The organism is Deltaproteobacteria bacterium (genome assembly GCA_026712905.1).
In the GTDB taxonomy this organism is placed as follows: domain Bacteria; phylum Desulfobacterota; class Binatia; order UBA9968; family JAJDTQ01; genus JAJDTQ01.
Genome location: JAPOPM010000019.1, coordinates 1 through 11,876 on the forward strand (window position 1 = coordinate 1; position 11,876 = coordinate 11,876).

The following is an 11,876-nucleotide window of genomic DNA, read 5'->3' on the forward strand; positions in this document are numbered from 1 at the left end:
CGGAGCCGCCCATGCCCCGCAACCTCCATCCCCCGGAGCCCGGCCACTATTCCCCCTGGGGACCGGTCGACGCCGCCATACCCTTCGCCGAGGGAATCGTGTCCGTCCACACCCCCTCCCATGGCGGGATATGGCTCTCCAACGACCGTCTCGCCCAAATGCCCCCCGACGAACGCTCCACCGACGGCTGGTACGAGGAAGACTGCGAAGCCGCCTTCCCCCTCCGCCGCTTTCGCGACGAGGTCCTGCACGTCTGTCCCTCGCACAAGCTCGATCCCTTTATCGAAGCCACCATGGCCTGGTGCAAAGGCTCCTTCGCGAAAATCGCAATGAACAGGAGCCCCTGACATGCCCCCGGCCACCCGTCTCACCTATCTCTGCACGACATGCCGTTCCGACCGTGTCAAGCTCGACGCATGGGCCGCCTGGTCCGTCGAATCCCAGTCCTGGGAACTCGACTCCACCATGCAAATGGCCTTCTGCCAGGACTGCGAATGCGAAACGAGCCTTGTCCCGTCGCGCATTTTTGTGCGAGATTCCCCTCCGTGACCGGGCGCGAGTTCATAGCGGGAGTGAGAAGACTTGCACGCAGGAACGGGATCGCGGTCAGATTCGACAGGACGAGGGGCAAGGGCAGCCACGGCACCCTCTATTACGGCGACCGCCATACCGTGGTGAAGGACCGCAGGAAGCCGCTCAAGACCGGCACGCTCCACGGCATGTGCAAACAGCTCGGCATCGACCCGGACGACCTTTAGGGAGTTCCGACCATGGTAACGCGTTACAGCTACCCCATCGACCTCCACAAGGAACGCGACGACGGCTATTCGGTCACCTTCCCGGACTTCGACGAGGCCTTCACGGACGGCAACACGCTCGCCGAAGCGCTCGCGGAAGCGGCCGACTGCCTCGAGGAGGCGCTCGCGGGCCGCATCGCGCGGCGCGAGGCCATTCCGGCGCCCAGCCCGGCCAAAGGCCGACCGACCGCAGTTCCTGGCGCCGTGCTGGCCGCCAAGGTGGCGCTCTACGAGGCCCTGCGAGAGCAGCGGCTGTCCAACAGCGCCTTCGCGGTGTCGATGGGCATTCAGGAGAGCGAGGTTCGCCGCATGCTCGATCCCCGCCACACCACCAAGATCGGCAGGCTGGAAGAGGCCTTGGCCAGCTTCAGGAAGCGTCTGGTAATCACCGTGGAAGAAGCAGCTTGACCCTCAACAGGCGGCGGGTATTTCAATCTTCCCGGTAAGTCCCTCCAGCACCGTCAAAGACGGAATCGTCATCAACGCCACCAAACCTGCCGCCGCGCTCCCGACCCCATCGCCCTTCTGCGAAGGCGCCAGATTGCCCACAAGCGCCACATGGGCAATGACTGCGCCGCCTGCATCACCATCCGGCGCCGGACCGGCGACACGATCGAACCGACCACCTACGCCGGGCTCCTTGACGCCGCTCACCGCACATTCCTGAGCATCTGACCTACCGACCCCTGGGGATTCCTCACACCCCGCCCCCGCGTTATAATTTCCCTCTTCCCGCAGGGAGACGCCAATGCCCTTCCACGGCCTTCCACCTGAAATCACCTACGCCTTCGTTCCCGAGCCCACCGACACCCCAGGCCTTATCCAGATCGTCATCACGATCGAAGGCGTCCCCGGCCACATCCCGACAGAACTGCATGCAACCAACATGAACGAAGCCCTCGAGCTTTGCGACCGCTTCAACGCTCCTCTCGGCCAGAGTCGCGCCGACGCTCAGCGCATAGCCGACAGGTCCCGCGCGACAGACGCCCTCCAGGACCTCGACCCCAGCCACATCCACTAACGCTCTCCCCTGCACCTGCAGGTGATCCCGCTATCGATTCGGCCGGCGCCACACACTCCTTTTCCCCATTGATTGCGGACTCCCCGCAGGCCAGAATCTCCCTGCGGCCCGACAACCAGTGCACCAGGGAGTTCACACATCCATGGCACAATCGCTCAATCGCGCCGAGGTTATCGGTAACCTCGGACGCGATCCCGAAGTCCGTACGTTTCAGGACTCCGGCCGCGTCGCAACCATCTCAATTGCAACCTCGCAGCGCTTCAAGGACCGCTCGACCGGCGACTACACCGAACGGACAGAATGGCACCGCATCGCCACCTACCACCCGTTCTTCGTCGACCTTCTGTCCCAGCACGGCAAGAAGGGCCGCCGCGTCTTCGTCTCCGGGCGACTGCAGACGCGGAAATGGACAGACCGCAACGGCACGGACCACTACTCCACCGAAATCGTCATACCACCGGGCGGCCAGCTTCTCTTCCTGGACCGACGCGACGACACCGCCCCCCAGGGAGCCGATCCGGCCGCGCCTCCGCCGCCGGACTCTCCCCCAACCGAAGAGCTCATCAACGACGAGAGCCTCCAGGGCTGACCCGCCCAACCCCGTTATCGGCCGGCGCTCTCCAGAGCGCCGGCCTTCTTTTTGCCGCCAGCGCCCAAGCCGAAGCAAAGCCCCAGTCTCTGCAACCGTCCCCTTCCAGGAGCATCGCCATGATCCGGTTCGTCCAGGGCAACATCTTCGATTCCGGCTGCGAGGCCCTCGTCAATCCCGTCAACTGCGTCGGCGTCATGGGCAAGGGCCTGGCGCTCCAGTTCAAGCGCCGCTTCCCCGCCAACTTCACATCCTATGCCGCCGCATGCCGCCGCCGCGATCTCGCCCCCGGCCGCCTGCACGTCTTCGACGCCGGCGTTCCCCGCCTCATCGTCAACTTCCCGACGAAACGCCACTGGCGCGACGCCAGCCGCCTCGACGACGTAACCCAAGGCCTCCACGCCCTAGCCGGCGCCATCGCTACAAACACCATCCGCTCGATTGCGATCCCCCCGCTCGGCTGCGGCCTCGGCGGGCTGCCCTGGCCCGACGTCCGCCAACTGATCCTCCACCATCTCTCCACGCTAGACGGCGTGGATGTCGTCATCCACGGTCCCGCCCCCGAGTAGAGCCCGGCACTTCTCCAGCCATCTTTCCCCAACACCGCTTCCGCTCTACATTCCATCCCGACAACCGAAAGGAGCGTCCACCATGCGCGCCTATACAGCTGTCATCCAGCGATGCCCCGATACCGGCGTCTACATCGGTCATGTCCCCGGCATCCCCGGCGCTCACTCTCAAGGCAACTCTCTCGACGAAATCAACGCAGAAGTCCTCGCCCTGATCTTCGAAGACGATGAACCCACCATCCAGGCAGAATTCGTCGGCATACAGACAGTTCTCGCCCTTGAGCACAACTGCCTCGCGAGCGACGCCACCGCGACGGTGAGGTAGCCGGACAATGAAGCAAACAGCCGTGCGACTGCCCGAGGTAACCCACAACCGCCTGCGCGCCCTTGCCGCCCGCTCGGGCCGCACCGCCGCCTTCTACATTCGCGAAGCCCTCGAACGTCATCTGGAGGACCTCGAGGACCTGCACACCGCCGAGAACGCCGCTGCGGAGCACCGAAATTCCGGCGACCGGACTCTCACGCTCGACGAATTGGACGCCTACCTTGGCGTGGAAGATTGAAATCGCGGAGCGCGCGGCCAGGCAAATCAAGAAGCTCAATCCACCCGACTCGGCCCGGATCCGCACCTATCTGCGAAACCGGTTGTCTCAACTCGATCATCCGCGACAGGCCGGCGCCACGCTGCAGGGTTCCACTCTCGGCCGCTACTGGCGCTATCGCGTCGGCGACTACCGCATCCTGTGCGAACTCCACGACGACGAACAACGTGTACTAGTCGTCCAGATCGGCCATCGCCGCTCGATCTACCGCCACCAATAGCTTCCCGGCCCTCTCCTGTCGCACGACTGCGCCCACTCGTCATTTGCCACTCAGCCCACCTGCAGCCGTTCTTGCACCTGAAGGTGGAACTGGCGGGTCGTACAATCTCGCCGCGCACTCCCCTTCAACCGCGTCTCGCTCTTTCTGTTTCCCTACCGGTTTCCGCTCCCCACATCCGCTCTCCCGCGAACAAGTTTAAGGAAAGCCCCGTTTCTGCAACCGCCCGGAATACCGGGCCAGCAGAAGAAAGGGCTGCCATGTATATCGACACCATCGACGTCGACCGCGCCTCCGCGTCGTCGGATCGCGAACCCCTCAACGCTCCGGAGCTCCTCGCAGAGATCGGCATGTCCTCTCGCGAGATCCGCGACGTCCTTCCTCCGCTCTGGATCGGCCCCGCCGACAACATCCGTCCAGAGTTTGAGTAAAGCTTTCGCTTTTTCGAACCGAACGACGATCGGGCCGGAGGGTCCGGTCGGTCGGTTCTCTTTCAGCCATCGTCAAACAGAGGAGGCCAACATGGCTTTCGGATTGAACCGCGTCGAACTCATCGGGCGCCTCGGCGCTGACGCCGAAATCGTCACCCTCTCCAACGGCACCAGGATCGCCAAGCTCCGCGTCGCCACCGACGAGAGCTACGTCTCGAAGCAGTCGGGCGAGCGCGTCGACGCCCAGGAGTGGCACCAGGTCGTCACCTTCCAGCAGGGCCTCGTCGCCATGTTCGAGAAGCACGGTCGCAAGGGCCGGCTCGTCTTCGTCGAAGGCAAGCTGCAGACCCGCCGGTGGCGCAAGGAAGGCGAGGAGACCGACCGCTTCTCCACCGAGATCATGGTCATCCCGGGCAGCCAGGTGTCGTTCCTCGACAAACCCGGCACCGCCGCCGCAGGCGCCTCGGCCGACCCCACGCCGGCACCGGCCTCGGACGATCTCCCGTCGCTCGACGAATCCTACCCCATGGCCGCCTGACCGCGACCACCCTCTCCGATCCTCCCCCGACAGGGCCGTCGCTTCACAGCGGCGGCCCTTTTTTTGCTCCGACTCCCCGGCCTCACTCACCTACCTCCACAACAGCGTGCCAGCGTAGAAAAGCCTTGGTCCGACGCAACCTACACTCGCAGAGGATACCGCCATGGACCTGCCCGCTACCTTGACTCGCGCCACACCGCGCCCCAACCTCTCGTTATGAATTGGCACGTGGAGTTGGCCGACGAATTTGCTCCAGAATTCGAAATGCTCGCGAACCCGGTCAAGGTGTCCATAGTCGCAATGACGGAAATTCTTCAAGAACGCGGGCCCCATGTCGGGCGACCTCACGTCGACACACTCAGCGGCTCTCGACACGCCAACATGAAGGAAATGCGTTTCAACGCCGCCGACGGCGCATGGAGGATCGCCTTCGCCTTCGACCCTTCACGCAGCGCAATTCTTCTCGTTGCCGCCGACAAGTCCGGCCTTTCAAGCAGACGCTTCTACCGCGAACTCATTCGAAAGGCTGACGAGCGCTTTGACCGCCACCTTGCCCGGCTCGCCACCAAGGGAACCAGCTGATGCCGAACACCCTCCAGGACTTCATCGACAACCTCGACGAAACCGACCGCCAGAAAGTCGATAGACTCAAAGCGCAATTTCTGGCGGACGAGACGGCATACCAGCACCGTCACGCTGCTCCTACCCCGAACATCTCCACGTCTGGGTCTCCCCTCGCCGCGAGTCCTTCCAAGCGCCAATAGGCTGCCAAACTCACCGAAAGGCAACCGCGCATCCCGCATCTCCAGCCGCAACCGCGCTTTCAACCGCCTCCTCAAGCAAGCGAAATCCCGATTCCCTTCGATGACTCAACTGCCGGCGCGCAGCAGTGCCGGCAATTTTTTTGTTCCCCCCTCCGGGCATGTACCGAGACCAGAAAAGCGCCTCGGCTGCAAACCGAAACCCGGAGGCAGCCATGCGCGCTATCGTTCCCTTCATCGGCCATCAACCGTCCGTCCCCACCATCCCGCCATGCGACTTCGACAGCGAGCTCCTCCGCGCCACCAGCTCACCGGACGCCTCCGCTCCCTCTTTCGGACGCCGGCCGAAACCCACCTTCCGCTACATCCTTTACCCGCGCCGGCGCTGCCCGCGTTTCCCCAACTTCCTCGCCGGACTCCGTTACCGCACGCTCGACGCCATCGACTTCATCTCGCGCTTCTACGTGCGGTTCTGCGTCCTCATCGTCACGGTCGCCCTCGCCATCTACCTCGGAACGGTGATCTCCATGCTCACCCGTGCCGAGCCGCTACCGCCTCTTCCGTCACCCAGCTGCCCCGCCTCCAACTCACCGGCCACTACCTCTCTTGCCGTCACGCGGGGTTTCAAGTTTTAGGGAAGCTTGCGCTTTTTCGAACTGAACGATGATCGGGTCGGACGATCCGGTCGCTCGGTTCTCTTTCAGCCATCGTCAAACAGAGGAGGCCATAATGGCTTTCGGATTGAACCGCGTCGAACTCATCGGGCGCCTCGGCGCCGACGCCGAAATCGTCACCCTCACCAACGGCACCAAGATCGCCAAGCTGCGCGTCGCCACCGACGAGAGCTACGTCTCGAAGCAGTCGGGCGAGCGCGTCGACTCCCAGGAGTGGCACCAGGTCGTCACCTTCCAGCAGGGTCTCGTCTCGATGTTCGAGAAGCACGGTCGCAAGGGCCGGCTCGTCTTCGTCGAGGGCACGCTCAAGCCCCGCCGGTGGCGCAAGGAAGGCGAGCAGACCGACCGCTTCGCCACCGAGATCATGGTCATCCCGGGCAGCCAGGTGTCCTTCCTCGACAAGCCCGGCGGCGCACCGCAGCCCGCGGCCCAACCGGCCCCGGCGCCCGAGCCCACCGGCCTCAACGACAGCGATCCCGTTCCCTTCTGATCGCTGCCATACCGATCGTTCCTCCCTCCCCACTCGGGCCGCCGCTTCACCGCGGCGGCCCTTTTTTTGCTCCCATCCCCGGTCCCGTTCACCTCCCCGGAGTTTCAGCAAAGCCGCTTTCGGGTGAACCAACCTCCGGGGAATCACCGCCATGCCCGCCTGCGCCAATCGTTTCTTTTTCATCCTCGCCATCCTCGGCATCCCCTACGCGGTCGCGGCCACGTTCCTGCTCGAACCGCTCGTCCTCTCGGACCGGATTCACATCTCGCTCGCTCTCGCTGCGATCGCCGCCCCCACCGTCTTCGGCGCCTTCGGCACGCTCCTCGCAACACCGCGCCGGTGAGCACCTTCGTCTCGAAAGAACAGCAAAGCTTCGCTTTGGTAACTCAACCCTGGGAGGTTCCCATGTCCGGTTCGTACATCCTCGCCTACACACGCCCGGCAACCGAATCCAGGCCCGCCCGGTCCGGTTCCAGCCGCTATGACACCCTCTTCTGGGCGTATGAGGACATCCTCTACAGCTACGCCGAGTACCCCGCGCCCGGCGAGGTCAACCACATATATCGGGCGTCCCCCGACGGCCGCCCCGCGGGTGAACCCCTCCTCACCGTCCACTTCAACGAGGACGGCTCCCGCGAGGAATCCGGCCCCCTCGCGCTGCCCCGGCGCACTGAGACCAGCCCTTCCTGCCCGGGCTGCTCGTCCGAGACCGGCATCTGCTTCCACCGCTACTCGCCGGCGCTGACCCACATCCACCGCGGCGGCCGCATCATCGGCGAGATCGCCACCTTCGCGGACGAAGGCGCCCCGGACGGACCGCTCTATTCCGTCCTCATCCTGACCGACCCGTGCGCCCGGTTCCGGGTCTCATCCCCCTCGGAGCTGCTGCCCCGCGTGGTCGAACACGTGAATTCCAGTCCGCGCTTCCTCTACGAGAGGCTCGCCGCGTGACCCCACTCGCGGACACCCATCCGCGTTTCATCTGACACCAAGGGCCGGCGTGTTTCAGCGCCGGCCCTTTTTTTGCTCCGCGTACCGGTCACATTTCACCGTTCGCTTCACACCGATTGTGAGATTATTGCTACTTTGCTCTCTACCTCTTCAGTTCGACCGCCCGCTCATGTCATCTCTACCCCGTGCGCCTCTCCCCTGCCTCCCCTGCCGCCGCATTTGCCAATGCATCCTGCACTTCATCCTCATCCACATCGAGGCCTCGTCGACGACAGATTTCTGCTATCTGCCCGACCATCAACCCCCGCTCATGCCCTTCCGAAAGTGCCACTACCAAACGCTCCAACGCCTCACTCACCATGATCGTCCTGGGCTTTTCCTTCCCAAGATCATCGACGATACCTTCGAAGTCGATACCTGCCTCCTGAACCGTTCTTCTCCTGTTACGACGAGCTTTTTGCGCATTTTTCACCATTTGATTTCTCCCCCGATTCCCTTCATCCGTTTCGTGGGTCATCGACTTCCTATATCCCCTTCCAGTTTTCAGATCGCAACCCCTTGCTCCCCTCTCCATCCTCCATCATTATGCCTCCCACCACATCATCCGATAGCGAACACCCCCATGATACGTCCCGGTAACAAGCATTCTGGCTGTCATACTCTTGCACATGGATGTGTTTCGAAACACTTCACGCCAAGTAACGCTTTATCGCACCGAACTTTTTTTCGCCAAACTCCCTCAAACGAAATGGGTGCATTTCGCAATTTCGACCGTAAAGAAGACGCCTCATGAAGCCCGCTCGCAAGTTCCAACCCCGCAAGACTGGATCACGCCCCGCCTCCAGGAAGCGCCAGTACGTCTATCTCGACGAAGAGGAACTGCGATCCCTCAGGATCACCGCAGCCGAACTCGGCATCTCCATAAGCCACGCGATCCAGCAGGCCATCCGCGCTTTCTGCATCGATCACCACCACCGCAAGGTCGAGCGCTGAGACGCCTGGCATGGTCGGAACCCTCGCAAGAATCTCCAGCGCCAAGGAAGCAGCGGACTACTACATCGAATCGCAGGCCTCTCACCGGCCGCCCGGAGAATACTACCTCGCCGGCGAGGAGCCCGACGGCGTGTGGTACAACCCGCACGGACTGTTCGGCCTGGAGGACGGGCGGCGGGTCGATGCAAACGCTTTCCACCGGCTTCACCAGGGCTACGCGCCATTCAATCCAAACGACGAGAACGACAACGGAGAGCCGCTGAAGCTCACAAGAAACGCCGGCAGCGAAACCCGCACTGCCGCATTCGATCTCACCTTCGGCGCGGACAAGTCCGTCTCCACCCTCTGGGCAATGACCCATGGCGAAGACGACCATATCCATAACGAGCTCGCCCGAGCCCATGACGACGCCGTCCGTACAGCGCTCGACCTCATCATCAATAAGTACTGCGCATGGACCAGACGAAGAGGAGAGGACGGAACCCTCGAAGCGATGCGCGCCAAGATCATGGCCGCCACCTTCCAGCACCAGTCTTCACGCGATAACGAACCACACCTCCATACTCACTGTGTCATCTTCAACGCCGCCCTCGCTGACGACGGCAAGTGGCGATCCCTACACGCCAAACCCCTATATGACTGGTACAGGACCGCCGGATCCATCTACCGCCTGGCGCTCGCATACAACATCACCCAACGCTTCGGCTTCGCCGTCGAACGCCACGGCCGCGACAACGCGTTCTTCCGCATTTGCGGCGTACCCCAGGATCTCCAGAAACACTGGTCGAGCCGGAGCAACACCATCACCGAGGCCGCAAGGGCAATGGGATTTTCAACCGGCGACAACCGCGCGGCCGCCGAGAAGATCGTAAAACGCACCCGGGCAAGCAAGGAACAGAGCCTCGATCCGGTCGGACGGTCGCTCCTCTGGGACCTCCAACGCGCACGGTTCGTCGAGGATGTCACCACCGTCCTCGACAGCATTCCACGCCACAGCATAACGGACGAGGACGAAGCTGAAGTCCGCAAGCGTCTCGAAGAAATTCCAAACGACCTCACGGAAAATGAAGCCGTCTGGCACATGACCGATCTGATGCAGCGAATTGCTCACATCATGCCCGGCATGCTGGCGCCCGAGAATATCGAAGCCATGACATCGCAGGTCATCGAACGCTCCGACGTGGTCGAACTCGACCGCTGGGGCGAGGGACCGGACGTCAAGGCCAACATGCTCCAGACACGCGTCTTCACCGCCAAAGCGCATCTCGATCGGGAACGGGATATCGGGCGCCTCGGTCAGTCGCTTGCCGTCCAGCCAGCGCAATCCATCCCCTCCGAGTTCGTCGACACGCACCTCGAGACCATGACCGAAAAGGGGGAGCCTCTCAGCGCCGAGCAGGCAAATGCGGTCCGCGCCGCAACCGTCGGCAAACGCAACCTCATCATCGAAGGTGCAGCCGGTTCCGGTAAGACCACCACCCTCACTCCCATCGCGGACATCTACCGGAAGGCGGGCTGGACGGTCTACGGCACGGCCCAGGCCTGGCGGAACGCCAAAGAGCTCGGGGCGGCTGCGCATATCCAGGCCTGGTGCGTGATGAAGCTCCTCAACATGTACAAGCAACAGAAACTCGAACTCGATGAGAAGTCCCTCATCATCGTCGACGAGGCCGGCCAATTGCAGGTCGAGCATACGGCGCAGCTCCTCGAAATCGCCGAGAAGACCGGCGCCAGCATCATCTGGTCCGGCGATACCAGGCAGCAGCAACCCATCGGCGCCGGACCCGGATTGAGACTGCTGCGCAACGAGATCGGCAGCACACTCGTAACCCAGATCCGCCGCCAGCGCGCAGATGCCGAGGACGTCCTGGTCCACGCGCAGGGCATCACGCCTGCCGAAGCGCGCGAGCGCCTGGCGACAATGAGCCATGCCGAACGGCAGGAACTCGTCCGGCAATACCGGGCCGACGCCGATGCTCCGCGGTTCGTTCCCTGGCAGATCACGGCTTCATCGAACCTTCGCGACGGCTTCGCCGACAACCGCGAAGAAGCCACCGAAAGCGTCGCGAAAAGCATCGCCGCCTACCACGAGCGGGACCGGTTTCATCTCGGCCACAATCTCGAAAGGACCCTGAAACAACTCGTCGAAGACTGGGACAAACACCGCCGGAAATCTCCCGATCGGTCCACCCTCGTCATCGCCCGCACACATGACGAAATCGGTACGCTGTCTCCGTGCCTACGCCACCTGGCCCTCACGGACGAGCAGCGCGCGGCGGAAGTCACCATCACCGTCGCCGGCGACAACTCCGACACGCGGCACAACAATCCCCGCAACATCCTCGTCGCACCTGGCGACCGCCTCGTCATCCGGACCCCCTGCCGCGACCTCGGCCTCGATACCGGCAACCTTGTCACCGTCGAGACCATCGAGACTCCCACCGACGGAACCGGGCAGCCCTTCAGGAACAAGCGCGGCCAGGTCCGGCACATCATCACGGCACGCAGAGACGACGGAAAGACATTCACCTTCGACCCCGACGACATCCGCGACTGGAACCCCGATCAAGGCCGCCACGGACTGCCGCGGCTCGACTACGGATACGCACTCACCTTCTCGTCCGCCCAGGGCGCGACCGTCGACCACGCCTATGTCCTCGCCGACGATCGGCCGGCGCTGGAGACGGTTTATCCGAGCCTCACCAGACACCGGGACCGCCTCGACGTCTACGTGAATGCCGAGCCGCTTCGGATGACGGTCGCGGATGAACGCCCAGAATATGAGCACCAGCGCGACGTCACCGACCAGGACCTGCGGGACCACCTCGCCAAACTCTGGTCGCGGTCCGATCCGAAAAAGGCCGCGCGCGACTTCATCCTTCCTCCGGACGAACGCGCCACCGCTATGGAACCGCCGCCGCCGCCAGACCCCGCGATTCCGACGCGCCATGAACCGAAAGGCTACTACAAGCGCATGGTCCGGCCACGTCCTCCCGGAGGACTGTCAGCCGTCAACTGGCTCCGGGCCAACCGCTCGCCGGACGGCGAAACGCCCTTCCTCGACGAGCTGATCCGAACGGTCGAACAGGACAACGTGGACCGCAACCACGTGGCTTCCTACCAGCAACTCTCAGACACCATCGAAGGCATCAAGGAGAGCTACCGCGCTGTCACGGAACGCGAGGGTCTCACCGAAAAGGCCGAAGCCCTGCGCGGTCCGACCTATCTCGAAACGCTCCGAAC

Annotated in this window: 20 protein-coding genes; 18 read left to right on the forward strand and 2 right to left on the reverse strand. The window is 63.3% G+C overall.

Annotation, left to right across the window (positions count from 1 at the left end):
* From OXF11_01045 to OXF11_01055, 3 genes are all read left to right on the forward strand, one after another.
* A partial coding sequence (locus tag OXF11_01045) for a hypothetical protein (protein MCY4485692.1) occupies positions 1-347 on the forward strand: 347 nt, incomplete at its 5' end.
* A gap of 225 nt (positions 348-572) precedes the next feature.
* On the forward strand, positions 573-758 hold the full coding sequence (locus tag OXF11_01050) for a type II toxin-antitoxin system HicA family toxin (protein MCY4485693.1): 186 nt from the start codon (positions 573-575) through the stop codon (positions 756-758).
* Positions 759-770: 12 nt separating this feature from the next.
* Positions 771-1,205, forward strand: coding sequence for a type II toxin-antitoxin system HicB family antitoxin (locus OXF11_01055; protein ID MCY4485694.1), 435 nt, complete (start codon positions 771-773; stop codon positions 1,203-1,205).
* Positions 1,206-1,208: 3 nt separating this feature from the next.
* Here OXF11_01055 and OXF11_01060 read toward each other — a convergent pair whose 3' ends face one another.
* Entirely contained in the window at positions 1,209-1,451 is a 243-nt protein-coding gene (locus OXF11_01060; GenBank protein ID MCY4485695.1) for a hypothetical protein, read from the reverse strand.
* A gap of 94 nt (positions 1,452-1,545) precedes the next feature.
* On the opposite strand from OXF11_01060, the gene OXF11_01065 reads away from it, so the two are divergent.
* The 13 genes from OXF11_01065 to OXF11_01125 all read left to right on the forward strand — a co-directional run bounded on the left by OXF11_01065 (position 1,546) and on the right by OXF11_01125 (position 7,640).
* The gene (locus tag OXF11_01065) at positions 1,546-1,818 is read left to right on the forward strand and encodes a hypothetical protein (protein ID MCY4485696.1); all 273 of its coding nucleotides are present in this window, start codon (positions 1,546-1,548) and stop codon (positions 1,816-1,818) included.
* Between the two features lie 142 nt (positions 1,819-1,960).
* On the forward strand, positions 1,961-2,407 hold the full coding sequence (gene ssb, locus OXF11_01070; GenBank protein ID MCY4485697.1) for a single-stranded DNA-binding protein: 447 nt from the start codon (positions 1,961-1,963) through the stop codon (positions 2,405-2,407).
* A 119-nt stretch (positions 2,408-2,526) separates the two neighbouring features.
* On the forward strand, positions 2,527-2,976 hold the full coding sequence (locus OXF11_01075; GenBank protein MCY4485698.1) for a macro domain-containing protein: 450 nt from the start codon (positions 2,527-2,529) through the stop codon (positions 2,974-2,976).
* 82 nt (positions 2,977-3,058) lie between these two features.
* Positions 3,059-3,301, forward strand: coding sequence for a type II toxin-antitoxin system HicB family antitoxin (locus OXF11_01080; GenBank protein ID MCY4485699.1), 243 nt, complete (start codon positions 3,059-3,061; stop codon positions 3,299-3,301).
* 7 nt (positions 3,302-3,308) lie between these two features.
* Positions 3,309-3,539, forward strand: a complete 231-nt coding sequence (locus tag OXF11_01085) for a DUF6290 family protein (GenBank protein ID MCY4485700.1) — start codon at positions 3,309-3,311, stop codon at positions 3,537-3,539.
* Positions 3,523-3,798, forward strand: coding sequence for a type II toxin-antitoxin system RelE/ParE family toxin (locus tag OXF11_01090; GenBank protein MCY4485701.1), 276 nt, complete (start codon positions 3,523-3,525; stop codon positions 3,796-3,798). Before OXF11_01085 ends, OXF11_01090 begins: the two co-directional genes overlap by 17 nt.
* 257 nt (positions 3,799-4,055) lie before the next feature.
* Entirely contained in the window at positions 4,056-4,226 is a 171-nt protein-coding gene (locus OXF11_01095) for a hypothetical protein (GenBank protein ID MCY4485702.1), read from the forward strand.
* A gap of 91 nt (positions 4,227-4,317) precedes the next feature.
* Entirely contained in the window at positions 4,318-4,764 is a 447-nt protein-coding gene (gene ssb / locus OXF11_01100) for a single-stranded DNA-binding protein (protein ID MCY4485703.1), read from the forward strand.
* Between the two features lie 216 nt (positions 4,765-4,980).
* Entirely contained in the window at positions 4,981-5,346 is a 366-nt protein-coding gene (locus tag OXF11_01105; protein ID MCY4485704.1) for a type II toxin-antitoxin system RelE/ParE family toxin, read from the forward strand.
* A 394-nt stretch (positions 5,347-5,740) separates the two neighbouring features.
* Positions 5,741-6,160 (forward strand): hypothetical protein, encoded by a 420-nt coding sequence (locus tag OXF11_01110; protein MCY4485705.1) that lies wholly within the window; start codon positions 5,741-5,743, stop codon positions 6,158-6,160.
* Between the two features lie 94 nt (positions 6,161-6,254).
* Positions 6,255-6,689, forward strand: coding sequence for a single-stranded DNA-binding protein (gene ssb / locus OXF11_01115; protein MCY4485706.1), 435 nt, complete (start codon positions 6,255-6,257; stop codon positions 6,687-6,689).
* Between the two features lie 151 nt (positions 6,690-6,840).
* Positions 6,841-7,032, forward strand: a complete 192-nt coding sequence (locus OXF11_01120) for a hypothetical protein (GenBank protein MCY4485707.1) — start codon at positions 6,841-6,843, stop codon at positions 7,030-7,032.
* A 62-nt stretch (positions 7,033-7,094) separates the two neighbouring features.
* Positions 7,095-7,640 (forward strand): hypothetical protein, encoded by a 546-nt coding sequence (locus tag OXF11_01125; protein MCY4485708.1) that lies wholly within the window; start codon positions 7,095-7,097, stop codon positions 7,638-7,640.
* Between the two features lie 178 nt (positions 7,641-7,818).
* On the opposite strand, the gene OXF11_01130 is transcribed toward OXF11_01125, so the two are convergent.
* On the reverse strand, positions 7,819-8,157 hold the full coding sequence (locus OXF11_01130; protein MCY4485709.1) for a hypothetical protein: 339 nt from the start codon (positions 8,155-8,157) through the stop codon (positions 7,819-7,821).
* A gap of 272 nt (positions 8,158-8,429) precedes the next feature.
* On the opposite strand from OXF11_01130, the gene OXF11_01135 reads away from it, so the two are divergent.
* Both OXF11_01135 and OXF11_01140 read left to right on the forward strand, forming a co-directional pair.
* The gene (locus OXF11_01135; GenBank protein ID MCY4485710.1) at positions 8,430-8,633 is read left to right on the forward strand and encodes a hypothetical protein; all 204 of its coding nucleotides are present in this window, start codon (positions 8,430-8,432) and stop codon (positions 8,631-8,633) included.
* A gap of 10 nt (positions 8,634-8,643) precedes the next feature.
* Positions 8,644-11,876, forward strand: a 3,233-nt coding sequence (locus tag OXF11_01140; protein ID MCY4485711.1) for a relaxase domain-containing protein, incomplete at its 3' end; no start/stop codon positions are given.